General features: G+C 52.1%; 23 protein-coding genes. 8 read left to right on the top strand and 15 right to left on the bottom strand.

The annotated features are described in order from the left end of the window. Positions 1-78: 78 nt before the first annotated feature. The 3 genes from BZK41_RS04215 to BZK41_RS04225 form a co-directional block, all read right to left on the bottom strand. On the bottom strand, positions 79-1,140 hold the full coding sequence (locus tag BZK41_RS04215) for a YncE family protein (RefSeq protein ID WP_079937293.1): 1,062 nt from the start codon (positions 1,138-1,140) through the stop codon (positions 79-81). 263 nt (positions 1,141-1,403) lie between these two features. Then, the gene (locus BZK41_RS04220; protein ID WP_079937294.1) at positions 1,404-2,438 is read right to left on the bottom strand and encodes an NADP-dependent oxidoreductase; all 1,035 of its coding nucleotides are present in this window, start codon (positions 2,436-2,438) and stop codon (positions 1,404-1,406) included. 58 nt (positions 2,439-2,496) lie between these two features. Beyond that, positions 2,497-3,072, bottom strand: coding sequence for an XRE family transcriptional regulator (locus tag BZK41_RS04225; protein WP_079937295.1), 576 nt, complete (start codon positions 3,070-3,072; stop codon positions 2,497-2,499). 37 nt (positions 3,073-3,109) lie between these two features. Here BZK41_RS04225 and mddA point away from each other — a divergent pair, with 37 nt between their 5' ends. Together mddA and BZK41_RS04235 are read left to right on the top strand one after the other, a co-directional pair. Continuing rightward, positions 3,110-3,628 (top strand): L-methionine sulfoximine/L-methionine sulfone acetyltransferase, encoded by a 519-nt coding sequence (gene mddA / locus BZK41_RS04230; protein ID WP_079937296.1) that lies wholly within the window; start codon positions 3,110-3,112, stop codon positions 3,626-3,628. Continuing rightward, entirely contained in the window at positions 3,625-4,074 is a 450-nt protein-coding gene (locus BZK41_RS04235) for a DMT family transporter (RefSeq protein WP_079937297.1), read from the top strand. The genes mddA and BZK41_RS04235 overlap by 4 nt, the downstream gene beginning before the upstream one ends. 80 nt (positions 4,075-4,154) lie before the next feature. On the opposite strand, the gene BZK41_RS04240 is transcribed toward BZK41_RS04235, so the two are convergent. Then, positions 4,155-4,388: a YdcY family protein gene (locus BZK41_RS04240; RefSeq protein ID WP_048211611.1), complete on the bottom strand. Its 234-nt coding sequence runs from the start codon at positions 4,386-4,388 to the stop codon at positions 4,155-4,157. Between the two features lie 17 nt (positions 4,389-4,405). After that, entirely contained in the window at positions 4,406-6,004 is a 1,599-nt protein-coding gene (locus BZK41_RS04245) for an ABC transporter substrate-binding protein (RefSeq protein WP_079937298.1), read from the bottom strand. Positions 6,005-6,286: 282 nt separating this feature from the next. On the opposite strand from BZK41_RS04245, the gene BZK41_RS04250 reads away from it, so the two are divergent. Genes BZK41_RS04250 through BZK41_RS04260 form a run of 3 tightly spaced genes read left to right on the top strand, consistent with a single transcriptional unit; the run spans position 6,287 to position 12,739 of the window. Continuing rightward, positions 6,287-7,594 (top strand): SrfA family protein, encoded by a 1,308-nt coding sequence (locus BZK41_RS04250; RefSeq protein ID WP_079937299.1) that lies wholly within the window; start codon positions 6,287-6,289, stop codon positions 7,592-7,594. 4 nt (positions 7,595-7,598) lie between these two features. Then, on the top strand, positions 7,599-10,580 hold the full coding sequence (locus BZK41_RS04255) for a virulence factor SrfB (protein ID WP_079937519.1): 2,982 nt from the start codon (positions 7,599-7,601) through the stop codon (positions 10,578-10,580). After that, positions 10,577-12,739 (top strand): virulence factor SrfC family protein, encoded by a 2,163-nt coding sequence (locus tag BZK41_RS04260; RefSeq protein ID WP_079937300.1) that lies wholly within the window; start codon positions 10,577-10,579, stop codon positions 12,737-12,739. Before BZK41_RS04255 ends, BZK41_RS04260 begins: the two co-directional genes overlap by 4 nt. Positions 12,740-12,758: 19 nt before the next feature. Here the strand turns inward: BZK41_RS04260 and BZK41_RS04265 are convergent, their stop codons facing one another. Continuing rightward, positions 12,759-12,932 (bottom strand): GhoT/OrtT family toxin, encoded by a 174-nt coding sequence (locus tag BZK41_RS04265; RefSeq protein WP_003020198.1) that lies wholly within the window; start codon positions 12,930-12,932, stop codon positions 12,759-12,761. A 192-nt stretch (positions 12,933-13,124) separates the two neighbouring features. Here BZK41_RS04265 and yncL point away from each other — a divergent pair, with 192 nt between their 5' ends. After that, the gene (gene yncL / locus BZK41_RS04270; RefSeq protein ID WP_071524268.1) at positions 13,125-13,220 is read left to right on the top strand and encodes a stress response membrane protein YncL; all 96 of its coding nucleotides are present in this window, start codon (positions 13,125-13,127) and stop codon (positions 13,218-13,220) included. Positions 13,221-13,339: 119 nt separating this feature from the next. Here the strand turns inward: yncL and BZK41_RS04275 are convergent, their stop codons facing one another. Further along, positions 13,340-14,119: a helix-turn-helix transcriptional regulator gene (locus BZK41_RS04275; protein WP_079937301.1), complete on the bottom strand. Its 780-nt coding sequence runs from the start codon at positions 14,117-14,119 to the stop codon at positions 13,340-13,342. Between the two features lie 100 nt (positions 14,120-14,219). Between BZK41_RS04275 and BZK41_RS04280 the strand changes: the two genes are divergently transcribed. Continuing rightward, positions 14,220-15,347: a multidrug effflux MFS transporter gene (locus BZK41_RS04280; RefSeq protein ID WP_079937302.1), complete on the top strand. Its 1,128-nt coding sequence runs from the start codon at positions 14,220-14,222 to the stop codon at positions 15,345-15,347. 194 nt (positions 15,348-15,541) lie between these two features. Here the strand turns inward: BZK41_RS04280 and patD are convergent, their stop codons facing one another. The 7 genes from patD to BZK41_RS04315 form a co-directional block, all read right to left on the bottom strand. Next, positions 15,542-16,969 (bottom strand): aminobutyraldehyde dehydrogenase, encoded by a 1,428-nt coding sequence (gene patD, locus BZK41_RS04285; RefSeq protein WP_079937303.1) that lies wholly within the window; start codon positions 16,967-16,969, stop codon positions 15,542-15,544. Positions 16,970-16,990: 21 nt separating this feature from the next. Further along, positions 16,991-17,797 carry an ABC transporter permease gene (locus BZK41_RS04290; protein WP_003020204.1) on the bottom strand — a complete coding sequence of 269 codons (807 nt, stop codon included), beginning with the start codon at positions 17,795-17,797 and terminating at the stop codon, positions 16,991-16,993. Continuing rightward, entirely contained in the window at positions 17,787-18,731 is a 945-nt protein-coding gene (locus BZK41_RS04295; protein WP_079937304.1) for an ABC transporter permease, read from the bottom strand. Before BZK41_RS04295 ends, BZK41_RS04290 begins: the two co-directional genes overlap by 11 nt. Continuing rightward, a complete protein-coding gene (locus BZK41_RS04300; RefSeq protein ID WP_079937305.1) occupies positions 18,732-19,748 on the bottom strand; it encodes an ABC transporter ATP-binding protein in 1,017 nt (338 codons plus the stop codon). Positions 19,749-19,764: 16 nt separating this feature from the next. After that, entirely contained in the window at positions 19,765-20,910 is a 1,146-nt protein-coding gene (ydcS, locus tag BZK41_RS04305) for a putative ABC transporter substrate-binding protein YdcS (RefSeq protein WP_079937306.1), read from the bottom strand. Positions 20,911-21,237: 327 nt separating this feature from the next. Beyond that, a complete protein-coding gene (locus tag BZK41_RS04310) occupies positions 21,238-22,647 on the bottom strand; it encodes a PLP-dependent aminotransferase family protein (RefSeq protein ID WP_079937307.1) in 1,410 nt (469 codons plus the stop codon). A gap of 92 nt (positions 22,648-22,739) precedes the next feature. Further along, a complete protein-coding gene (locus BZK41_RS04315) occupies positions 22,740-23,096 on the bottom strand; it encodes a type II toxin-antitoxin system HicB family antitoxin (RefSeq protein WP_079937308.1) in 357 nt (118 codons plus the stop codon). A gap of 389 nt (positions 23,097-23,485) precedes the next feature. Between BZK41_RS04315 and BZK41_RS26835 the strand changes: the two genes are divergently transcribed. Then, positions 23,486-23,701, top strand: coding sequence for a hypothetical protein (locus BZK41_RS26835; RefSeq protein ID WP_139762570.1), 216 nt, complete (start codon positions 23,486-23,488; stop codon positions 23,699-23,701). Between the two features lie 4 nt (positions 23,702-23,705). Here the strand turns inward: BZK41_RS26835 and BZK41_RS04320 are convergent, their stop codons facing one another. Beyond that, positions 23,706-24,356 carry a hypothetical protein gene (locus tag BZK41_RS04320; RefSeq protein WP_079937309.1) on the bottom strand — a complete coding sequence of 217 codons (651 nt, stop codon included), beginning with the start codon at positions 24,354-24,356 and terminating at the stop codon, positions 23,706-23,708. Positions 24,357-24,572: the final 216 nt, after the last annotated feature.

Below are 24,572 nucleotides of genomic sequence, written 5' to 3' on the forward strand. Positions count from 1 at the left end.
CGGGCTACTGGCGGGGTGTAACGAGGCGTATCGTGGGGTTTAGAGAAATGACAGGAGGGGTTTCCCCCTCCAGATTTTTTACAGCGCAATACGAATAATATCGTCCGGCTGAGTAGCTTCCTGCTCGCGGGTAGATTTCTGTTTAACGCTGACGTACAGGGTTTTACCGTCGGCGGAGAGCGCCAGGCTATTCGGGAACGTTGGGGTCTCGAATGTTTTGACGACTTTATAGCTTTTCGCGTCGATCACACTCACTTTACCGGCCTGGCGATGAGTTACGTAGGCTTCATTACGCGTTGGGTTGAACAGCACAGCAAGAGATTCCGGCGCGGCGACTTTTGCCAGTACGTTGCCATTACGGGTGTCGATGACCAGCACTTCCGCCGCTTTAGAGTCGGTGACAAATGCGCGGTTGCCAGCGGTGTCCAGGCTCAGGTTGATGAAGAAATGCTCTTTCCCATCATCCAGCAGTTTTTTGCGGCTGATAATTTTGTTGGTGGCGGTATCGATGGTGATAAATTCACCGTCGGCATTGGCGGTGTACAGGCGTTTAGCCTTGCTGTCGACAGCCAGAGCGGTGCTCATTTTGCCGGTATTTTGGATGGTATCCTTCAGCTTGATCGTTTCACCGTCCACCACCCAAATCACGCTCTCTTTACCAATACCGCTAATGTATACCGTGTTGGTAGCATCATCGGCGACCAGCTCACGCGGCTGGAGCGGGCGAACATCTTCAGAGCGCTTACGCGCATCCAGCACCAGACGTCCTTTCACCGCACCCGTTTTGGCATCCATCGCCGTTACCGCGCTGTTTACCGTGTTGCCGAACCACAGCGTTTGCGTGGCGTTGTTGATGGTGGCACCAAACGGTTTGAGATCGTTATGAATAACCTGGGTCACTTCGAGGGTGACCGGGTCAAGACGATAAACCACCCCGCCGGTATCCAGTTTGCGGCTCTGTGAGGTCGCCAGCCACAGCGCGTTCTCTTGCTGGCTGTACGCCATTTCATAGGCGCCTTTGCCGACGGCTTTGCGCAGCAGTTCTTCTGCGGCCTGCGTAGTAAAAGATGATGCAACGAGCAGTGAACCTAACAGTAAAGAACCACGCAGACGCGGTGAAAACAGATGACGTAAAGACATGACGACTCCCTTTGATAAATTCGTTTGTTACTGCTTCACATAGCTTCAATGAGCAAAATCATGGTTTTGCCTTTTTAAGAATGAGAATAGTAATCATTATTTATCTCAATGTGGAGTGTTTATTCGCTTTCGGGTAGTAACCTTCTTATTTTCTCCATGAATAATCGCTTTTCATCCAGATAACGACATTGGGATTTACCAGGCCTACATTTTGTACGAAGCAGGCCTGGTTACAGGCATTCACGGTCTTCCACCTTTACACATCAATCCTCAGCAAGACGAATCACTACCTTGCCAAAGTTTTTGCCGGTCAGCAGACCGATAAAGGTTTGTGGCGCATTTTCCAGACCGTCGGTTATCTGCTCGCGGTAGTGGATTTTGCCCTCTTTAACCCAGCGCCCCATCTCCCGCTGAAACTCATGAATGCGGTGCCCGTAATCCTGACCAATGATAAAGCCCTGCATACGGATACGCTTTTTCAGCAGCGTTGCCATTAACAGCGGTAATCTGTCAGGTCCGGCCGGAAGCGACGTTGCGTTATAACCACTGACCAGGCCACAAAGCGGAATCCGCGCTGAGGTATTGAGCAATGGCAGAACGGCATCAAATACTTTTCCACCGACATTTTCGTAATAAATATCAATTCCCTGCGGGCAGGCTTTTGCCAGTTGTTGCGCAAAATCTTGCGCGTGGTGATCGAGACAGACATCAAAACCCAGGACTTCGGTGGCATGTCGGCATTTCTCTGCCCCACCCGCCACACCGATCACCCGACAACCTTTAAGCTTACCGATCTGCCCAACCGTTGCGCCAACCGGCCCGGTTGCGGCGGCTACCACCAGTGTTTCTCCCGCTTTTGGCTGACCGATATCCAGCAGGCCCATATAAGCGGTAAATCCCGGCATACCCATAACACCCAGCGCCCAGGAGGGATGCTCGGGATGATCGCCAAGCTTCACCAGTCCGTTACCGTCGGAGATGTCATAGTCCTGCCAACCGCTGTAGCTCAATACCCATTCACCAGGCTGGTAGTCCGGATGGTGGGATGACACCACGCGACTTACTGTACCCCCCACCATAACACCACCAATCTCTACTGGTGGTGAGTAAGATGGCTCATCGCTCATGCGGCCACGCATGTAGGGATCGAGAGAAAGATAAACGGTGCGCAGCAAAATCTGGCCTTCACCTGGCGTTGCCACCTCATCTTCTTCAAGACGGAAGTTCTCCGGGACTGGCGCGCCATGTGGACGGGAAGCCAGTACCCAGCGACGGTTACGATTAGTCTGTTGACCCATGATGTGCTCCTCTGCTTTTGGCATGAATCCATCAATAGTAGCAGTCTGCGCCTGCTATTTAGCTGACGATGTGGTTTAACCGCACAACCAGGTAAACGCAGGGGTGCGCGGTTTCATTGATAAACCGACAGTCATTCGGCGGGCCAAGTTCCAGGCAATCACCAGCCTGCATTTCATGACGTACGTCCCCTTCCACAAACACTAATTCCCCCTGCTGTAACCAGATAAGTTGTCTGGCCTGCACATAGGAAGAGGCTGGCATCGGGATGTCGCTTCCGGCGGGTAATTCGATCTGCACCAGATCGATAGGCAGATCGCTGCGCGGTGAAACATGGCGGCGCAGATAGTGGCTTTGCGGGTCGTGCCAGACGGGCTGGTCAGCGAAGCGCAGCAGCTTGCCCTCCTGCATTTCAGCTCGCGCAATCAGAGTAGACATGCTGATGCCAAATGCACCGGAAAGCCTGCCCAGCAGCGTAGCTGTTGGACTACTCTCACCGCGCTCTATTTTATGGATCATCGCCCGCGACACGCCCGCGCGCTCGGCAAGTTCCGTGAGTGACCAACCGCGAGATTCCCGCTCAATGCGAATTCTTGCACTGATCCGTTGATTTATGCTGTCTTCAATAGTATTCATATTGTAATACTATAGTGAACAAGCCCTGAGGTTCAACATGTCAATTCGATTTGCCAGCAAAGAAGACTGCGCCGCCATTGCAGAAATCTACAACCATGCGGTACTGCATACGGCGGCTATCTGGAACGATCAAACGGTCGATGCCGAAAACCGTATTTCCTGGTATGAAGCCCGACAATTGATGGGGTATCCGGTGCTGGTGAGTGAAGAGAATGGCGTGGTTACGGGATACGCCTCCTTTGGCGACTGGCGTAACTTTGATGGCTTCCGTCATACCGTTGAACATTCGGTGTATGTCCATCCTGAACATCAGGGAAAAGGGCTCGGTCGGGCACTGCTCAGCAGACTGATAGACGAAGCCCGCGCATGCGGCAAGCATGTGATGGTGGCAGGTATTGAGTCTCAGAATCAGGCATCACTGCATCTGCACAGCTTGCTGGGCTTTAAAACCACCGCGCAAATGCCGCAGGTTGGCACCAAATTTGGGCGGTGGCTGGATCTGACCTTCATGCAGTTGCAGCTAGACGATCGCCGCGATCCGGATGCCGGCAGATGAACCAGACGCTGACCCTCTCCTTTCTAATTGCGGCGGGTATTGGTCTGGTGGTTCAAAATACCTTGATGGTACGCATCACGCAGACGTCCTCGACGATCCTCATCGCCATGTTGCTTAACTCGCTGGTCGGGATCGTGCTGTTTGTCAGCATACTGTGGTTTAAGCAAGGAGCTGCGGGATTTGGAGAACTGGTCTCCAGCGTGCGCTGGTGGACGCTCATCCCCGGTTTGCTGGGATCGTTCTTTGTTTTTGCCAGTATCAGTGGATATCAAAATGTAGGTGCCGCCACGACGATCGCGGTACTGGTTGCCAGCCAGTTAATCGGCGGGCTGGTGCTGGATATTCTGCGCAGCCATGGCGTGCCGCTGCGGGCGCTGGTAGGCCCCATCTGTGGCGCGGTAATGTTGGTCATCGGAGCGTGGCTGGTGGCGAGACGTTCGTTTTAATTGCCTGATGAAGCTTCGCTTATCAGGCCTACAGAATTTATCCGGCCTGAACATACAGGCCGGATAGCAGTAATAACGAATTAAAGAATAGAGCCGCCTTTGGTCAACTGTTCGCGACGGGCTTCCATATCCTCTTTATGTTGACGACCATGATGTGCGATAGCCGTACGCAAACGCTGTTGCTGGGTATAGCGGTCTTCCCGGCTCAACGCGACATCATCGCTGAGCTCAATCAGCAATTCATTCATATGCGTAATGACGCTCTCTTCAATGGCGGCATCAACACGTGCGCTGACCTCATCCAGATGCGACATAACCTCTCCTTAACTCATTAATTTAATTTTGCTTTTGAAAAATCACTACCCATCAGGCTGACGCTGTATCCGCTGACGTTGCTGCGCGTAGCATAGAACGTTTTACCGTTTGCCAGGGCTATCCACGGAGCCTGCTGGTAGAAAATCTCTTGCGATTGCTGGTAAAGCGCGGCGCGCTCTTCCGGTTTACTCACCAGCTTCGCCTTTTCAACCAGCGAATTATACTCTTTATCGCACCAACGCGCGGCGTTAGATCCGGTTTTTATGCTGTCGCAGCCCAGCAGTACATCGGCGAAGTTATCCGGATCGCCGTTGTCTGACATCCAACCAAACAACGCGGTGTCATGCTCACCTTTACGCATTCCGGAGAGATATTCCCCCCACTCGTACGACACAATTTTCGCCTTCACGCCCACCTTTGCCCAGTCGCTCTGGATCATCTCAGCAATCCGACGGGAGTTCGGGTTGTAAGGGCGCTGAACCGGCATTGACCACAGTGTCGCTTCAAAGCCATTTTCCAGCCCTGCCTGCTTCAGCAGGTCTTTCGCCTTTTGCGGGTCGTAAGCGTAATCCTGCAGATCTTTATTGAATCCCATCATATTCGGTGGAATCGGCGATTTTGCCACCGTACCGGAACCTAAGAAGACGGCGTTAATAATGGCTTTTTTATCGGTCGCGTAGTTCAAGGCCTGACGCACCAGTACGTTATCAAACGGTTTTTTCTCGGTATTAAACGCCAGATACCCAACGTTCAGCGCTTCAACCGAATGCAGCGTCAAATCTTTATTCTTTTTAATCTCGTCAAACTGTACGGGGGCTGGCGCCGGGATTATCTGGCACTCATTGGTTTGCAGTTTTGCCAGCCGCGTCTGGACGTTTGGCGTGATTGAGAAGATCAGATGCTTAGTTGGAACAGCGCCATCCCAGTAGTTCGGGTTAGCGAGATAACGGATTTGCGAGTCCTGCTTGTACTGCTGCAGCACATAAGGCCCGGTGCCAATCGGCCAGTTATCGATGTTTTCCGGAGTGCCTTTTTTCAGCATCGCGTCGGCATATTCCGCAGAAAGGATGGAGGCAAAATCCATACCCCAGTCGGCAAGAAACGCAGCGTTAGGTTCATTGAGGACAAACTGAACGTGATATTCATCGACCTTCTTCACTTCTTTAATCAGTTTATCCAGACCAACATCGTTAAAGTATTCGTAGCTTCCCTGAGAAACCTTGTGATACGGATGATCGGCATCTTTCTGCCGTAATACCGAGAAAATCACGTCATCAGCGTTGAAATCGCGGGTCGGTTTAAAGAATTTATTACTGTTGAATTTTACGCCCTGACGCAGGGTAAAGGTGTAAGTCTTACCGTCCGGGGAAATCGTCCAGTCCGTTGCCAGAGACGGTATCGGGGTATTCTTTACCGGATCAAAGTTGATGAGTCGGTTGTAGAGAACTTGTGAACTGGCCACAAATGAGGGACCGGAACTGGCGATTTGCGGGTTAAATGACTCCGGCGATGCTTCAGAGCAATAGATGATGGTATCAGTATTGGCCGCAAACGCTGCACCTGACGGTAAGACGGCGCTGAGAGCCAGCGCGAGTATCGTTTTCCTTGCAATCATGGTTATAAGCCTTCTTATTTTATTATTAACAGGGATATCAGAGCATAGCTGACAAAAACTGACCAATAACAAATCACTATCAGGTTATTCTAATCCGGTGTATTTCGCTGAATAATTCATCACCCTAAGCGAATTAATTTACCTTAAGTCTTTTTCAAAACGTCAAGATTTTTCCCGGCACTCTATGCCGTGAAAATTAGCCCCTTTTTGCCTCTCTTTCGCCGTTTGCTCGTTTTTATAAAACGTAAAGTAGATACGTGAAGAAGTCTAAGGGGTAACAACGTGGCAAAAACTCTCTTGCGCAGCGGCAATTTGGATGACTATCAGGCCGTGGGCGGCGGTGGTCAGGCCGTGTTTGATTCAGCATTGCAAATTCGTGAAACGCTTCGTCTGCGTAAACAGCAGGCGATGGTGGATTGTCTGGCGATCCCACAAATTAACGACAACGGCGATCGGGTTGACTGGTATTCCCCGATAGAAGGGAAAGCCGTGGCGTGGAAATCCGCTGATGAAGAGGCACGTTTTCGTGCGCTGCGCTATCTGGGAAGCACGCTGGAAAATGCGGCGGTCCTGAGCCGTAAAAGTCTGCAATCGGGGAAAACCTCCCTACAGCTGTTTGGCTCGCTGCTCGAAAAAGCCATCCAGTTTCCCGGTGAAAACCACGTGTTTCTGGTTGATGGCAAACCCGTTATTACGTTCTGGGGCTTCGTCAATCTGAATGAAAATCCTCGCGACGATGTGCTCGACTGCCTGCGCATTGCCGATGTCCCTCCTGTGGTTACCGTAACAGAGCCGGAACAGGAAGAAGAAATCGCACCGGAAATTACCTTTGTCGAGGCCGATGCCCCCTTACTGACTCCGGTCGTTGATCTGCCAAAACCGGCTGAACCTGAACCTCAACCCCCGGTCATTGTTAACGAACCTGAAATCACTGCGCCGCCGGTACAGGAGAAGCCCATACGCCGCCTGCCGCTGTGGAGTCTGCCCGTTGCCGCAGTGATTATTGCAGCCATCGTTGGGCCGCTGCTGTGGAAGCAACAGACCACCCAGCCCGTACCCGCAGCCGCCGCTATTGAAGTCGCTAAGGTTGATATGGCACCGCTGCCAGCACTGACATCTGCACTGCCCCTGCATCGTGCTGAAGTGACTCCAGCAGTAAAGAAAGAGAAACCTGTAGAAGGACCGGTGGTGATTGCCGCGATTCCAAAAGATGCGCTGGTGATGGATGCCAACCAGATGAAGGCAGGAACGACGCGTTTTCTCAACGGTAACTGGCGCGTCATGGTCGATGTTAAAGATCCGGTGAGCGGCAAAGCGCCGTCGCTGCGCTATCAGATCCAGGCCAATAAAGGCACTGCGCGCGTAGTTCATGGTGACAATATTGTTTGTCGTGCCGAGATTTTCTCCGGTTTGCACCAGTCGGGTGAATTAATGATTAAGAGTCGTGGCAATGCCCGCTGTACCGACGGGTCACGTTATCCGATGCCTGAAATTACCTGCAAAGCGGGAACCAATGACGTCGCCGCCTGTACCGCGCGTTATGACGATCACGCGGAAATCCCTCTGACGATCAAAAAGATAGGTGCCTGATTTTATGTTGGTGAATCTGTGTGATTACAAACAGAGCGTGACGCTCATCGCCAATAGCGGTGTGCAATTCCTGGATTTCGGCCTCACGCCGCAGGAATCTGCGCACCATGGACGCTTTGTGCGCAAAACGGCAAACGGTCCACTACTGAGACTAGACTTCGATCTTACGTCAGGACGCTATACCTTGCCGGGCAGCACCGGCGCGCAACCCGAAGTGGTGAAGCCGGAAAGTACTCAGACGCTGCACTATTCGCTGGACGTGCTCGACGGTGTCTGGTTGCCGCTGCCGTTTTTGCGCTTTAACCCGCCGCGTACATTTGTTGAAGGCCCGGATAACTGGGCACGCGTGCAGGTGCGAAAGCTGGCGCAGCCGGACAGCGCGGGCAACACCCACCGTGTTACCGTAGCGCTTGACAGCCAGCTTACTGAAAATGCCCCTGCGGCGTTAACCCCCAACGAAAATGATCTGCTTAACGGTACGCGGTTTGCGCTGGCCTGGCATGACAACGAAATTGCTGATTTCCTCGACCAGACCTGGATTGACGGCTGGTTGCGCGAATCTTTTATGCACCATGTCACCCAACATGAGAACCGCTCAGAACAAGAGATCCAGCAGGCACTGCGAAACTTTGAATACCAGGCGCACTGGCTGAATGTGCTGACCCTGTTAGGCGAGCAGCTCTCTGTCCCGGAAGTGAAACTGGTTACGCACACCCTTAGTACGCCCGCCATTCCCGTCGATCTTATTTTGGATATCGGTAATACCCATACCTGTGGCGTTCTGATTGAAGATCACGGAGATGCCAATGACGGGCTGCGTCAGACCGCTGAATTGCAGGTCCGTTCATTAAGCGAGCCGCAGTTCCTCAACGATCCGCTGTTCACCAGTCGGCTGGAGTTTTCCGAAGCGCGCTTTGGTAAACAGCACTTTTCCGTTGAGAGCGGACGTGATGACGCCTTTATCTGGCCGTCGATTGTGCGAGTGGGTGATGAAGCCCGTAAGCTGGCGATGCAGCGTATGGGCACCGAGGGCAACAGCGGGATTTCCAGCCCACGCCGTTATCTGTGGGATGAAACGCCGGTGCTGCATGACTGGCGCTTTAGCCAGATGAATGGCAAAACCCAGCGCGAACCGCTGGCTACCGCCTTCCCGCTGATGAACCTGATGAACGATGACGGGCAACCGCTGTTCAGCCTGCCGCAGGACGATCGTCTGCCAGTGTTCTCACCGCAATACAGCCGCAGCACGCTGATGACGCATATGCTGTGTGAAATACTGGCCCAGGCGCTGGGGCAAATTAACAGCGTAGCGACGCGTTTGCGCCTCGGATTCCCGGCGTCTCCGCGTCAGTTGCGGACGCTGATCCTGACCCTACCGTCGGCGATGCCCAAACAGGAGCGCGAGATTTTCCGCCTGCGCATGTTTGAAGCTATTGCCCTGGTCTGGAAAGCGATGGGCTGGCACCCGCAGGATGAAGACTTCACCACCCGTAAGCAGCAGGAAAAGAGTGTGGTTCCCGTACCTGAAATTCAGATGGAATGGGATGAAGCCAGCTGCGGACAACTGGTGTGGCTGTATAACGAGGCTATCTCTCACTACGATGGCCACACCGAATCGTTCTTTAACGCCCTTGCCCGCCCGGACCGTTTGCCGGAGCCTGGTGAGACTAAAGGCCGTGCGCTGCGCGTGGCATCGATCGACATTGGCGGCGGGACAACGGATATGGCCGTCGTTCATTACCAGCTTGATGACGGCGTTGGCGCGAACGTCAAAATTACCCCGCATCTGCTGTTCCGCGAAGGCTTTAAAGTTGCGGGCGATGACATGCTGCTGGACGTGATTCAGCGCTGTGTGTTGCCTGCGCTGCAAACCCGCTTACAACAGGCTGGCGTGACCGACGCCGCCGCATTGCTGGCCACGCTGTTTGGCGATTCCGGGCGCATCGATACCCAGGCGATTTTGCGCCAACAAACGGCATTGCAGCTCTTTATGCCGCTCGGTCATGCGGTCCTCTCTGCCTGGGAACAAAGCGATATTAACGATCCAGTCGCCGGTCTGCATGCCACCTTTGGCGAACTCCTGAGCCAACGACCCACGCGCAACGTGATGAACTACATTCAACAGGCTATCGACCATGCGTTACCAGCAGGGTCGCCAGCGTTTGATGTTCTGAGCGTGCCGTTGCAGGTACAGTTCAGGCAGTTACAAGAAGCACTACTAGCGGGGCAATTTACCCTGACCTCCCCGCTGCACGCGGTTTGTGAGGCCATTTCACATTATCGCTGCGATATCTTATTAGTGACCGGCAGGCCCGCGTGCTTGCCGGGCGTGCAGGCGTTGATCCGCCATCTGCAACCTGTTCCGGTTAACCGTATGATCTGGATGGATAACTATCGCGTACATGAATGGTATCCGTTCAGCCAACAGGGGCGGATTGGTAACCCTAAATCCACCGCTGCTGTAGGCGCCATGCTGTGTAGTCTGGCGCTGGATTTGCGCTTGCCGCGTTTTAACTTTAAAGCTGCCGATATCGGCGCTTACTCAACCGTACGCTTTCTCGGTGTGCTGGATAATACGGTCAATACCCTGCGCGATGAGAACATCTGGTATCACGATATCGATCTGGATAAACCCGGTGCGAAGCTGGATGCCCGGTTGCACTTCCCGTTACGTGGCAACGTGACGTTAGGATTCCGGCAACTGGCAAACAGCCGCTGGCCTGCCACACCGCTGTATACGCTCAGCATAAACTCTGCCGAACTGGCAAAAACTATCGCCGGAGATGGCGTGTTGAATGTTCGGTTGCAGCTACGCGGCGGCAGCAAAGAAAATGGCCCGGAATTCTTCGTCCTGAGCGATGCCTGGTTACAGGATGGCACCCCCGTTGCCGCCAATGCCTTAACGTTAAAACTGAATACGCTGGCAGACCGTCGCCATAGCGGTAGCCATTACTGGATTGATAGCGGGAGCGTGTACCTGAAATGAGTAAGATGTTAAATACCGCGCAGGCCGCCATCGAGTGGGTGGTAGATACCCGTCAACGTGCGGCGCGTCTTGATGATGAAGCGGATGCCCTGCTGGCACAGCTTACGCTAGCCGCAGTGAGTGAATCTGCGCTGAAGACGACTTTTTCATCGCAAGGATGTATAGGCTTATACGGACATTCACAATCGGCAAAAGCACATCTGCTTGCGGCATTGTGCAGCAATGCTGCTGGCAAAGTGAATATTGTTACCCCGGATCGTAGCTTTGATTATTTCTCGCATATTAATCCGGGCCATGCACCAACCAATATGGCGATCCGCTTTACGTGCGATGAAAATCCGCATGATAGCGAATGGCCGTTGCGTCTGCGGTTACTCAGTGAAGCTGAACTGGTACAGCTATTTATCGCCCAGTTCAGCGCGCTCCCGGACAACCGACAGGTCGATAAATCGATTATTGAGGCGCGCCTGGAAAAATGGCAAACGCTGCGTCAGCGTCACCCGGTGCCGGGCATTACCGCACATGATGTCGCGGCAATCGGTCGTTTCTGGCGCTCCTGCGTACCGGCAAACCAGCAGCAAATTGACGATGCGCTATGGCATCAGTTTGCCACGTTGCTGCCCGCACTGGATCTGACTACCCGGGCAAACGCCTGGGCGTTACTGTGGGGAGAACAACCAGAGCTGACGCAGCAGTGGCTGGCACTGGCGCACACGTTGCAACAAACTGGACACGCGCAAGAATTAGCGGCCCCGCTGAGCCTGCTGGTTGACCATTTTGGTTTACCTGCCGAAAGCTTCCTGACTCAGGTGGCATTGACCGGCAATAATGAGGCGCAAAGCGATGTGGTGGTTCATCCCATTGAAAACCATCAGTTGCTCAATGCGGTCAGCCTCTCTCAGGCGTCACTGGCGCTGCTCACACGCGAGCTGGTCCTGACGGTTGAAGACGCGGTGCTGGAGAATGTCGATCTGCTCGATATTCCCCTCGCCCCGGATGCTCATTCGCATCCACTGTGGCAGGCAAAATTAGGCTGGATGCTGGAACATTATCGCCAGCACCTGCAACCGGATGTGCTCTTAATCTGCAACGCAGTCTCTACCCGCGCCCAGACGCCCGCCATCACCCGCAAGCTGTTGGGCTGGGTCAACGATACCCAACCCGTTCATGATGCCGCATTACCGGGCGTGGTTTGGGCCATTACCCCGCAGGATGCGCGTTTTAGTACCCAGCAAAACCTTGATGAATCCGTGCAGCAATTGATGGGCAAGCCCGGGCTGCATTGGGGTACATTGCAGGCGCTGGATAAACATAGCTTACAACGCCTTGTCGAATGGCTGACACAGGCAACTTCACCACAACAGCGCCAGGCCAGGTTGACTTCTCTACGCGAGCAGTATCAACAGCGCATCCGCGAAACCCTGATAAGCTGGATTAATCCCGCTCAAGCCGAATCGGGTAGCCACGAGTCGGTGATCCGCCAGTTACAGGCACAAGCGGCAAAACATGGCGAACTGCTGGATGGTTTGCTCCCGCCGATGCGCATTTTTGAGTCGCTGCTGCGTATTCAACAACCGCGCGAGGAGCAGGTAAGCGGTTTATTTAATGAAGAGATTGACCTGTTTGCCGAGGTGCGTGACACACTGCACTCGCCGGAAAGCCAGGAGACCGGATATCAGGCACACAAAATGTGGATTAACCACGTGCGTCAGTGGTGTCGCGATGAAAATAATGCCCGCCGTTTACGACTCGATCCTCGTACGCTAAGGCAGGTTGCCGACATCCTCATCACCACCAGCTATCGACTGGAGATGCCACAGCGCTTACAGCGCATTATGCAGCGTGAAAACGTCTGTGCCGCGCAACTACACGCCGATATTGGTGATTTTATTACCTGGCTTGGATTTGCCGACGTTGCTGAGGAACTGCGCCCTGCCAGCAGGATCCAAAAAGGATCGGCTATTTTTAGCGCGCCGAAGCAACAACCGATGTTACGTCTGACGAAGCTGGATGAACAACCTTCCCACGGTGCAAGCCGGTATGTTTACGACTGGCTGGTTGCCTTGTACACCCGCGCGAATGAGAATGTGGGATATCAGCATCCACAGGATGTCACTGAAACCGACAAAAAACGATTAGATGCCCTGCTTTCCTCCTGAAACGGCGTATACGCCGTCATCAGAAAAGAGAAAACATCAGCGCAACGGGAAAACTCATCGGCCAGGTCGCCCCAACTAATACTGCGCTAAGAAAGCGGATCCGCTTTTTATCGCGGGAAAGAAACCAGGTGATGATTGCCGTGATGACGGCCATCACCGCATAAAAAACCAACATTTTTTGGTATAGGGACATTTAAGGCATCCTGGCCGGAAGGGAAAATCGCGCGCAATATGCTCTTTTTCATGACTCACATCAAGTTTTATTAATTAATTTAAGAAAAACGGCCGTAAAACACCTCATTTTCATTATGTTCAGAATTCGTACTATTGCGGATAGTTATAAGCCGTACTATACCCATAAGGGTTAAAACGAAAGGTGGCAAAAATGAATGTTTCCAGTAAAACTGTGGTGCTGATAAATATATTTGCTGCTGTAGGACTTTTCAGTCTGATATCCGCAAGGTTCGGCTGGTTTGCTTGATGTAACTCTTCTTGATTAATTGCAGCGTCCGCTGGCAGAGAGGATCATCTCTCTGCCATCAGTAAACGATCTTCCCACTCTGTCATCACCGGGTAAATTATCCTTAATATGTAATACCCCTAATCCTTCTGCGGCATTATATTGCCCGAATAACGGCCTGGTGTTGTGCCGGTATGTTGATGAAAGAAAGCAATAAAAGCACTGTCGCTGACAAACTCCAGATATTGCGCGACCTGGCTGATATGGCATCCGTCAGCCAACATCTCCATGGCTTTTAACAGCCTGAATTGCTGCCGCCAGTCCTGATAATTCATCCCGGTATCCCTGATAAATATTCGGCTGATCGTCCTCTCGCATGCTCCAACCTGTCGGGACAATTGATTCAGTCGTGGTGGCAATTCACCCATGCGTAAGCCCTTGAGCCACACGTTAAGCCGCGGATCTGAGGGATACTGCAATGTCCAGTTTTCACTGCGGGCGGCACGGATTTCCTCGCAAAAAACGGTAATGAGGCTGGACTGCTGTGCGGCAGGCATTTCCCATGGCCAGAAGGCCATACGTTCAATCACTTCAAAAAAAAGTGGATTAACTTCAACTATCTGCAGCGGTAACTCAGATAACGGCAATGTGGTTGAAAAGTACAAAGAGCGATAAGCCATGACACCACGCATTATGGCGCGATGTACCGTGCCTGCCGGGATCCAAACCGCACGACGTGGCGGTAGCAGACACAGGGCCTGCTCCAGTTCAATCGTAATGCTTCCCGCTGCCGAAAAAAGTAGCTGATGACGAAGATGACTGTGCCGCCCGGAATCATGTACACCCATATCGGCAGCAATACCGATTACCGGTTTATCAAAGCTATCCGCATCAAAAGCATCATCGGGGGCAATTTTCATTATCTGTCCGATATTTGATATTTAAAGTCCTGACAATGGTAATGCGACATATCCTTTTCAGCAATAATGCCACCTGTTTTATGCCTCTCTGGATATTGCTATGAACACACTTCGTCGCCCACCCCTGTGGCTTCTTACGCTACTGATTATGTTTCCACAACTGGTGGAAACCATTTACAGCCCAGCATTGCCGGGTATCGCTACCTCTTTTCACGTAAGCAGTGAGCGCGCGGCTCAAACGCTCTCCGTTTATTTTGTTGCTTTCGCCGTTGGCGTAGCGATGTGGGGTTGGCTGAGCGACTGCATCGGACGACGTTGGGCGATGCTGGCAGGACTTATCTGCTATGGAACAGGCTGCGCAGCGGCTGTTGTTGCCACCGACTTCAGCGTTTTACTGCTGGCGCGGATGATCTCCGCCATAGGTGCGGCTGCCGGGTCAGTAGTGGTACAGACCATGCTAAGGGACTGTTATGAATCAACTGCACTATCCCGCATATTTTCCGTGATGGGGGCCGCGCTGGCATTGAGTCCGGTTTTTGGCCTGCTAAGCGGCGGTTGGCTGGTAAGCCTGTATGGCCATACCGGTGTATTTGTTACTCTTGTGCTGTTAGCGCTGCTACTGCTAATACTAACAGTGACCATGCTGCCAGAAACCCGGCCCGAACATACGCTCAGCCCGAAACTTGCCGGATTGTTCTCCCGCATGATGCGGGACAATGAGTTGCGGAAAAATGCCTTGCTGGTTGCCCTACTGAACACCATGCTGTTTAGCTATTACAGCCTGGCGCCGTTTCTTTTTGGGCAATTAGGATGGAGCTCCAGAGCCTTTGGCTGGACGGGGTTGCTACTTGCGTTTGCTTCTCTGTCGGGTAGTCTGCTGAACCGAAGACTGTTAACGACAGGTCTGACGCCGGAGCGACTGATACGTTATGCCTGTGTGCTGGCAGCGTTGTCAGGTCTCGTCGCGTGGTGTTTACAGCACTCCGCGTGGATCCTGATCCCGGTGTTCGGCGTGGTGATTGCCTATGGTGTCGCCATTCCCAATGTGCTGAGTCAGGCGCTGCGTCACTACCGTGAACAGGCCGGGGCCGCCGGTGCATTATTCGGATTAAGCTATTATCTGTTACTGGGAATGATGCTGGGTTTAGCAGGCATGGTGCAGCAACTGGGGCTGGTTCTGAGCGTCAGTGCCCTACTCGCCTGGCTTTGCAGCCTGGGCCGCAGATAAACCCGATGGCGCTCCTGAAAGCACAAAGCCCCGGCGATATGCTGGGGCTTTATTTTATCAATTAGCCTGACCTCGCGGATATTTCCAACTTACCGCCGTCCGATGGCGACGAGGCCAGTGGCGCGAAATAGTATAGACACACGCTTGCCAATATTTAGCTATCCGTGCCCCATTTACCGCTCGCGCTTAAGATATTACTCGTGCTTGATCATGACATGGCGAATAACCGTGTAATCCTCCAGCCCATAAACCGACATATCCTTACCATAGCCGGACTGTTTTTGCCCACCGTGCGGCATCTCGCTAACCAGCGTGAAATGGGTGTTGACCCAGGTGCAACCATATTGCAGGCGAGCGCTAAAGCGATGCGCGCGCCCAACATCCCGGGTCCAGACGGAGGATGCCAGACCGTATTTCGAATCGTTGGCCCATGCCAGCACCTGATCTTCATCATCAAATACGGTCACGCTGACCACCGGACCAAAAACCTCCCGCTGTACGATGGCATCTTCCTGCTTCGCCCCAGCGAGCAGCGTCGGGGCAAAATAGTAGCCTGAACCATCCACTTTTTTACCGCCAGTGATGACCTTAATATGGCCCAGCGCTTTAGCCTCATCGACCGCTTTAGTCACGCGATCGAGATGTGCCTGCGAGCTCACTGGTCCCAGCTCGGTCGATTCGTCATTCGGCGGACCGATTTTCAGGCTGGCAACCGCAGCGCCAAGTTTTTCGACCAATGCATCATAAATGCCTTTCTGGGCATAAATTCGGCAAGCGGCGGTACAGTCTTGCCCGGCGTTGTAATAACCAAAGGTCCGTACGCCGCTCACTACTGCATCCAGATCGGCATCATCAAAAATGATCACCGGAGCTTTTCCGCCCAGTTCCATATGCGTACGCTTAATTGACGGCGCGGTGTGCTGAATAATGTGTTCGCCGGTTGCAATGGAGCCGGTCAGCGAAACCATACGCACTTTTTCATGGCCGGTCAGCGGATCGCCCACCGTTTTACCACGACCAAACAGCACGTTGACAACGCCTGCCGGATAAATGTCTTTGGCAAATTCGGCCAATTTAAGCGCCGTCAGCGGGGTAATTTCTGACGGTTTAATCACCACGCAGTTTCCCGCCGCCAACGCTGGAGCCAGCTTCCACGCCGCCATCATCAGCGGATAGTTCCACGGTGCAATAGAGGCCACCACGCCCAGTGGATCACGGCGAATCATCGAGGTATGCCCTTCCAGATATTCACCGGCCGCCTGTCCTTGCAGCGTACGCGCCGCGCCGGCGAAGAAGCGGAAAACATCGACAATAGCGGGAATTTCATCGTTGAGAACGCAGTGCAGCGGTTTACCGCAGTTGAGTGATTCCAGCTCAGCGAAGGTTTGCGCGTTATCAGCAATAGCGTCCGCCAGTTTCAGCAGCAGTTCAGAGCGGACTTTCGGCGTGGTTTGCCCCCAGGTGGCAAACGCGGTGTCTGCCGCACGTACCGCGGCATCAACCTGCACGGCTGAGGCCTCGGCAATTTCCAGAATGAGTTCACCAGTGGCAGGGTTATAGACTGGCTGCTTTTCACCTTCACCGTTGACCAGCTCGCCATTAATCAGTAATTGATGTTGCATAGCAATTTCCCATATCGTCGTTTATTTACCGTTTCCGGCGAGAGTGTCGCCTTCACGCGTTAGCCACCAGGCCCCTAAAATTGGCAGTGTTGTCACCAGCATTACCAGCAATGCCACAACGTTGGTGACCGGCACATCCCGTGGACGGCCCAATTGATTGAGCAGCCACAGAGGAAGTGTTCTTTCATGTCCGGCGGTGAACGTTGTCACGATGATTTCATCAAACGACAAGGCAAACGCCAGCATCCCCCCCGCCAGCAGTGCCGATGCCAGGTTTGGCAGCACGACATAACGAAAGGTTTGCCAGCCATTGGCGCCAAGATCCATAGACGCTTCGACCAGACTCCATGAGGTACGGCGAAAACGCGCCACAACGTTGTTAAACACCACCACCACGCAAAACGTCGCATGGCCCACTACGATTGTGAGAAAACCCGGTTCCAGGTTGATGGTTTTAAACGCCGTCAACAGCGCAAGTCCGGTAATAATGCCCGGCAGAGCGATCGGCAACAGTAGCAACAGCGATATTGCACTTTTGCCAAAAAAGTCCCTACGCCACAGCGCGGCCGCGGCCAGCGTCCCCAGAACAAGGGCAATAGCTGTCGACAACGCAGCAATTTTAAGTGACAACGTCACAGATTCCAGAATATCGCTACGCTGCGCCGCAACGCTAAACCACTTCAGCGTTAATCCCTGCGGTGGAAAACTAAAAGCAGCCTCCTCAGTATTAAAAGCATAGGTGGCGATGATGAGGATGGGAAAGTGCAGGAAAATAACCCCGCCCCATGCCGCCAGTTTGAGTAGCCAGGGTGCGCGTTCAGAGTGCATCGAATGCTCCCAGACGCTTCACGAACGCCAGATACAGTGCGATTAACACAATCGGCACCAGAGTGAATGCCGCCGCCATCGGCATATTGCCGATCGCCCCTTGTTGCGAATACACCATGTTGCCGATGAAATAGCCCGGCGGCCCCACCAGTTGCGGCACAATAAAGTCACCCAACGTCAGAGAGAAGGTAAAGATCGAACCCGCTGCGATACCGGGTATCGCCAATGGAAGCACCACATAGCGGAAGGTTTGACGCGGACGCGCGCCCAAATCAGCAGAAGCCTGTAATAGCGACGGCGGAAGTCTCTCCAGCGCGGCCTGTACCGGCAGGATCATAAACGGCAGCCAGATGTAGACGAACACCAGGAAACGCCCTAACCCTGAAGTCGACAGCGTATTGCCTCCTACCGCAGGCAGCGTCAGGAACGAAAGCAGCAGCGGCTCCAGCCCGAGGTGGGTTAAAAACCACTGCGCCACGCCGTCTTTAGCCAACAGCAGCGTCCACGCATAGGCTTTAACGATGTAGCTGGCCCACATTGGCAACATGACGGCAATGTAAAAAAAAGCCTTCATTTTGCCGCTGGTATAGCGCGCCATATACCACGCCATCGGAAACGCCAGAATCGCGCTGGCGATGGTGACCGCTACCGCCATCGTCAGGGTGCGCAAAATGATGTCGTAGTTAGCGGGATTAAACAGCGCCTGCAAATTCGCCAGCGTCAGCTCTGGTGTGACCGACATGGTGAAATCGTCGAAGGTATAAAAACCTTGCCATAACAGCGTCAGTAATGAGCCGAAGTAGACGATGCCAAACCACATCAGCGGTCCGAGGAGCAGCAAAAACAGCCCCAGCGCCGGATTACGCCAGAAGTAACCTGAGATCCGGTTCAGACTTGTCGACTGTGGAGGCGAATGTAAGACGTTCATAGCCATTCACCTCTCCTCAACCAGCGGTACCATCACGTCGCGTGACCAGGATGCCATCACCTGCTGACCCGGCGACAACGTTGACGGCAGCATATCTCCCGTCAGGTTCGCCTGGCTAACCAGCAATTTTTCCCCTCCGGCGAGTTTTAGTTCAAACCGCGTCGCCGCCCCCTGATACTGCACCGCCTGGATAACACCCCTGGCCTGAACTTCTCCTCCGGTATCATTCAAGCGAATGTGTTCCGGACGCAGGGAGAACATCCCCTGTAGCCCGCAAACGTTCGCCGACATCGTCGCATCGAAGACATTTGACGTCCCGACGAAACTTGCCACAAACGGCGTACGTGGACGCATATACAGTTCACGCGGAGAATCCACCTGTTCGATGCGACCGTTATTAAACACCGCCACACGATCGGACATCGACAGGGCTTCACCCTGATCGTGGGTAACAAAAATGAAGGTGATGCCAAGGGATTGCTGTAATTTTTTCAGTTCCAGCTGCATCTGCTCACGCAGTTTGAGATCCAATGCCCCGAGCGGTTCATCCAACAGCAGAACGCGCGGTTCATTGACCAGCGCCCGGGCAATCGCCACACGCTGCCGCTGACCTCCGGAAAGCTGCGACGGTTTACGTTCATAAACAAAACCGAGCGCGACCTTATCCAGCGCCTCACGTGCTTTCGCGTGGCGCTGTTTTTTATCAATGCCTTTGACCATCAGTCCATAGGCGACATTGTCGAGAATCGACATGTGCGGGAATAACGCGTAATCCTGAAATACCGTATTGACGTCCCGTTCCCAGGGCGGCAATTCACTGGCCTGTTTGCCAAATATGGTGATTGCGCCGCCTGACAGTTGCTCAAACCCGGCAATCAGGCGCAGACAGGTGGTTTTGCCGGAGCCGGATGGCCCCAGCATAGAGAAAAACTCACCGTCGTTAATCGCAATACTCACCCCATCTACTGCACGAACATCCCCATACAAACGCGAGACGTTATGAAACTCCACTGCGTACGTCATAAAACCCCCAGCGGAATTAACGACCGCCCATAATGGCGATGTAATCCTGCGTCCAGCGACTGTAAGGAACGAATTTTCCACCTTCGGCAATCGGCGTTTTCCAGAAGGCAATTTTGTCGAAATAGCTATAGCCGTTGGTTTCACAGCCTTTTTCACCTAACAGAGGGCTGGCTTTACAACCTTCAGGCACCACGGGCAGAGAACCAAACCAGGCCGCTACATCGCCCTGTACTTTCGGGGTTAATGACCAGTTCATCCATTTGTAAGCACAAACCGGGTGCTTCGCTTCACTGTGCAGCATGGTGGTATCAGCCCATCCGGTAACCCCTTCTTTTGGGAAGACCGTGGCAATTGGCTGACCTTCGCCTTTCAAGGCGTTAGCCTGATAAGGCCAGGCGCTTGACGCCACCACGCCTTCGTTTTTGAAATCGCTCATTTGCACGGTGGTATCGTGCCAATAGCGATGGATCAGCGCGTGCTGATCGCTCAGGACTTTGATCACCGCCTGATACTGTTTTTCAGTGAGCTGATAGGGATCGGTAATACCCAACTGCGGCTGAGTGGCTTTAACGAATAACGCGGCATCGGCAATATAGATCGGGCCATCGTAGGCCTGAACGCGCCCTTTATTGCTTTTCCCATCCGCAAGTTTTTGCTCAACAAACACCACGTTCCAGCTATCCGGCGGCGTTGGGAAAATTTTGGTGTTATACATCAGCAGGTTTGGTCCCCACTGGTACGGCGTGCCGTAAACTTTTCCGCCAACGTTAAACCATTCGCCTTTTACCACCCGCGGATCGATGGTTTTCCAGTTAGGGATCAGCGCGGTATTAATGGGCTGAACGCGTTTTCCCATAATCAGGCGCAGTGAGGCATCACCAGAAGCGGTAACCAGGTCGTAGCCGCCTTTTGCCATCAGGCTGACCATTTCATCAGATGTGGCTGCCGTTTTTACATTAACCGCGCAGCCGGTATCTTTCTCAAACTGCGAGACCCAGTCATATTGTTTATCGGTTTGTCCACGTTCGATATAACCCGGCCAGGCAATAATATCCAGGCGGCCTTCCGGTTTATCTAATGATGTGGGGGGTTCGGCTGCCTGCGCAGTCATCAGCGTCATACTGAGTGCGCACAGGCTACTGAGGGCAAACTGCTTGCTCATAACGTCTTACTCCTGTCTAAAAAATATTGAGCGGCAGCCTTGCCGTAAATATATGTCCTTTTCTAAAAATAGTCGGGGTGTTGTAAGCGTTCCTGCTGGCGCAAGGAAATTTAATCAGGTTGTGAGCTAACGCTCATTACGCTACAGACTCTGACCTGGGGGTAATCTTCTGGAGTATAGACAAGGAGTTAGACGCAGAGGTGGCAATAGTATTAACTATTGATATTTTGTATGGTCGCACCCGTTCTAAATAATAACGTGGTTCAGCATTCACTATTTCGAAAATAAGAACGCGCTATTCATTTATATTGAATAGCGCGTTCTGGTTTATTTCATCATTTCACGAATTAATTTGCCAAGCTGTTTTACGGCCTGCTCTTCGCGATCTCCCCAGTGCCATGCAGTATTAAAACGAAAAAAACGTGTCCAGCTTCCCGAGGTCGAGAACATTTTCCCCGGTGCAATGCTGATGTGATGTGCCAGCGCATGGGTACTGAGCACACCGGCATCAAGCGGTTCCGGCAGCTCCAGCCACAGAAAATAACCGCTGTCGTTGTGGTGAATTTTGACCTCCGCCGGAAGATGACGCAGCAACGTTTGCCAGGCCTGTTGTTTACGTTCCGCCAGTTGCCGACGCAAGCGGCGCAGATGCGCGTCATAACGCCGGGTTGAAAGATAATCAACCAGTGCAAGCTGCATGGGGGAACTGGTAGATAAGGTGCTCATTAGCTGGAGTCGCTGAATACGCCGGGCATGTTTCCCTGCTGCCACCCAGCCAATACGAAATCCTGGCACCAGACACTTCGAGAAAGATGAACAATGCAGAACACTGTCGGTACGATCCCAGGCTTTGGCAGGCAGCGGTTTTTCGCGGCCAAAGTACAGCTCGCTGTAAACATCATCTTCAATCAGCATTACGTGGTATTTTTCCAGCAAGGCAACCAGATGCGCTTTTTTCTCTGCGCTGAGCGTAAAACCCAGCGGATTTTGGCTGTTGGTCATTAGCCAGCAGGCTTTTACCGGGTACTCCTGCAACGCCTGCTCCAACGCGGCAAGATCGATCCCCTCGTTAACGTCGGTGGCCACCGACAGCGCCTTCAGACGTAATCGTTCCAGGGCCTGCAACGCCCCGTAAAAACAGGGGTTTTCGACAATCACCCAGTCACCCGGTTCAGTGACCGCTTGCAGGCTCAGGTTAAGGGCTTCCAGCGCACCGGTGGTGATGACGATTTCGTCAGGTGAAATGGTCATCCCCTGTTGAGCATAGCGACGGGCAATGGCATGACGCAACTCAGCATTTCCCGGCGGCAGGTTTTCGATCACGCTCATGGCAGTAGCAGTTTTACTCACCTGCGCCAACGAGCGGTTCAACTGTTGAAGTGGAAACAGACGCGGGTCGGGGAATGCGGAGGCAAAGGGCATCACTGACGCATCCCGGCTGGCCTGCAGCATATCAAAAATATAGGTATTGATATCCACCGCTTCATCGCGCATGACCTGCACCTGCGGCGCTGCCAGTTCACGTTCGGGACGCGCGGCGACATAGTAACCCGACTGTGGCCGGGCAATAATCCGCCCCTGACTTTCCAGCAGCTGGTATGCGTGTCCGACGGTCATAAAGCTCATTCCGCTGCTGACCACCTGCTCACGTAAGGATGGCAAGCGATCGCCTGGCTGCCATACGCCAGACGCAATTTGATCGCGAATTTGCTCTGCCAGTCGCTGGTACTTTTTCATTTTTTGTCCTGATTACCGGTGTCGGTGACAACCACTGTGTATATCAGTTTACATAATCAGAATATTTTATATAACTGTTATAGTTAACAGTTTTACAACATCGTCAATGACAGTTCTTTGCCTAAGGCGCGGGCAGCTATCTGCACAGCATCAATTTTTGTCGCGTGCTGTAAATCGAATAAGCGAGTGATTTCCTGCTTAGGCCTGCCGATCCTGTTTGCCAGTTCCTGCTGGGTAATATTCGATTCAAGGAAGGCATTTAACAACAGAACTTTAGACGCAACGCTCAGTGGTATTTCCACATAGTCAGCTTCAGTACCTACTGCAGAAGGTAAAGGAATCGGTTCGTTATCGTCGAAATAGAATTCAAAAGCGGTAACCAATGCACCCTGCGCAGCTTGCAAAGCCTCATGGCGGGTTTCTCCCTGAGTTAATATAACAGGAACCAGCTTCCAGACTTCATATCAGCCAGGCACAGAACACTCAACCCACGTTCACGACGCGTTGCAGCATCACGGATGCCTGCGTCATTTGACACCATAGTGGAGTTTTTGCTTTCTATAACGTGACCTGCTTTCGCTTTTGTGGTTTTCGCAGTAACAGGAATAAAGCAACTGCAATTTCTGCAAATCCCACAGGGAGTATTTAACGACACACCGAAAGTGAGAGGTTGCCGATGGAGTTTGCGGAAAAATATCCACAGATAATCAGCGAGTTACAGCATGACAATTCAATTAATTAGGCTAAATGAATTTGTTACATCTAATTATTTACTCATTAGTTTCGATTCAGTACACTGCCAGATAAAAATATCTGGCAACCGATAAGAGATTAGTAAATGAAACAAGTATTATCTTTCTTAATCTGGGTTGGGATCGCTTTAGCAGCATTTTTAGCAATAGCATCAACATTATCAAATGTAATACTAATGTTTAGTGCTTATCCTGATTCTTTCGGTGACAAATATGCTTATATGTTTATATTTGGACGTTGGACATTTACGGCAGCAATGATTCTTATTTGCTGGTTGCTTTATCGCTTAACAAAAAATTGATGAGCTACATCCCCTTAAAAAAATACTCTACCGCTTGTTTGAACAAAGCAGGATTTTCTTTTGATAATCTGGTTGCTTTCTCAAATGGCTCAACCCGCTCCTGAATAGCAAAATAGAGAAGATCTAAATCTCCCAAGTCCTTAAGCTTCCGGTAAACTTCATAGTTTGATATTTTTAGGTATCTCGAAGCATGTATAGCACTTGATACTCCACCACCAATCATTAACAATGTGCTGACAGACATACTAAAAGCAATAGACACGGTGATCCGTGAAGAGATTAAGGCTCCAATTTTTAAACCAGAAAATTCACCGAAAGTATAACTACCCAATGTAGAAGCTACAGTGTCTTTTGCTACATTTGTTACGATATCAGATAAATTAACGTGCTGCATGAAATCATCAATGAATACATTGACCGCTTTTTCCACAATGTTAATATTTTTCGTTGATGTTGCCCGCTTCACTAGTCCCGCAATCCTCATATTATCATCCATGTTTTGCCGTCTGTCATCGGTATGGATAAAATCGGATGCGAGAGAATACAAGTCTACAGGAAAGTGAATCAAGCCTTTAATGTATGCAACCAGCATCCCTTCATTTTCTAAATTCAGAGCTGAGAGCATTTCCTTTGCCAAATTTTTTGCGTATCCCATCCCTTAAGGTCCATATGGTATTATTTTAAACACAATCATAGCGATCATTTTATGTACACTCCATAATTAGACAGCTCGGGACTGTTCATTTTAAGAATAACGCTCACCAGGGATAAAAATTCCAGGCAGATACCGGGCAGTTCCGTTGTTGGTCGCAGATCGCTATTTTCATTTCAGTCTGATTGATACGATAACCGGATGTCACCCGAAACTCAG

The sequence above is a fragment of the Citrobacter sp. A316 genome, assembly GCF_002042945.1.
GTDB classification, from domain to species: Bacteria; Pseudomonadota; Gammaproteobacteria; order Enterobacterales; family Enterobacteriaceae; genus Citrobacter; species Citrobacter portucalensis.

Bases quoted from the DNA above. Each gene is read 5' to 3' on its own strand.
- BZK41_RS04225 (WP_079937295.1), bottom strand. From the start codon at position 3,072: ATGAATACTATTGAAGACAGCATAAATCAACGGATCAGTGCAAGAATT.
- BZK41_RS04265 (WP_003020198.1), bottom strand. From the start codon at position 12,932: ATGTCCCTATACCAAAAAATGTTGGTTTTTTATGCGGTGATGGCCGTC.
- mddA (WP_079937296.1), top strand. From the start codon at position 3,110: ATGTCAATTCGATTTGCCAGCAAAGAAGACTGCGCCGCCATTGCAGAA.
- BZK41_RS04215 (WP_079937293.1), bottom strand. From the start codon at position 1,140: ATGTCTTTACGTCATCTGTTTTCACCGCGTCTGCGTGGTTCTTTACTG.
- BZK41_RS04235 (WP_079937297.1), top strand. From the start codon at position 3,625: ATGAACCAGACGCTGACCCTCTCCTTTCTAATTGCGGCGGGTATTGGT.
- yncL (WP_071524268.1), top strand. From the start codon at position 13,125: ATGAATGTTTCCAGTAAAACTGTGGTGCTGATAAATATATTTGCTGCT.
- BZK41_RS04300 (WP_079937305.1), bottom strand. From the start codon at position 19,748: ATGACGTACGCAGTGGAGTTTCATAACGTCTCGCGTTTGTATGGGGAT.
- BZK41_RS04275 (WP_079937301.1), bottom strand. From the start codon at position 14,119: ATGAAAATTGCCCCCGATGATGCTTTTGATGCGGATAGCTTTGATAAA.
- patD (WP_079937303.1), bottom strand. From the start codon at position 16,969: ATGCAACATCAATTACTGATTAATGGCGAGCTGGTCAACGGTGAAGGT.
- BZK41_RS04260 (WP_079937300.1), top strand. From the start codon at position 10,577: ATGAGTAAGATGTTAAATACCGCGCAGGCCGCCATCGAGTGGGTGGTA.
- BZK41_RS26835 (WP_139762570.1), top strand. From the start codon at position 23,486: ATGAAACAAGTATTATCTTTCTTAATCTGGGTTGGGATCGCTTTAGCA.
- BZK41_RS04255 (WP_079937519.1), top strand. From the start codon at position 7,599: ATGTTGGTGAATCTGTGTGATTACAAACAGAGCGTGACGCTCATCGCC.
- ydcS (WP_079937306.1), bottom strand. From the start codon at position 20,910: ATGAGCAAGCAGTTTGCCCTCAGTAGCCTGTGCGCACTCAGTATGACG.
- BZK41_RS04310 (WP_079937307.1), bottom strand. From the start codon at position 22,647: ATGAAAAAGTACCAGCGACTGGCAGAGCAAATTCGCGATCAAATTGCG.
- BZK41_RS04320 (WP_079937309.1), bottom strand. From the start codon at position 24,356: ATGGGATACGCAAAAAATTTGGCAAAGGAAATGCTCTCAGCTCTGAAT.
- BZK41_RS04280 (WP_079937302.1), top strand. From the start codon at position 14,220: ATGAACACACTTCGTCGCCCACCCCTGTGGCTTCTTACGCTACTGATT.
- BZK41_RS04240 (WP_048211611.1), bottom strand. From the start codon at position 4,388: ATGTCGCATCTGGATGAGGTCAGCGCACGTGTTGATGCCGCCATTGAA.
- BZK41_RS04245 (WP_079937298.1), bottom strand. From the start codon at position 6,004: ATGATTGCAAGGAAAACGATACTCGCGCTGGCTCTCAGCGCCGTCTTA.
- BZK41_RS04220 (WP_079937294.1), bottom strand. From the start codon at position 2,438: ATGGGTCAACAGACTAATCGTAACCGTCGCTGGGTACTGGCTTCCCGT.
- BZK41_RS04290 (WP_003020204.1), bottom strand. From the start codon at position 17,797: ATGCACTCTGAACGCGCACCCTGGCTACTCAAACTGGCGGCATGGGGC.
- BZK41_RS04295 (WP_079937304.1), bottom strand. From the start codon at position 18,731: ATGGCTATGAACGTCTTACATTCGCCTCCACAGTCGACAAGTCTGAAC.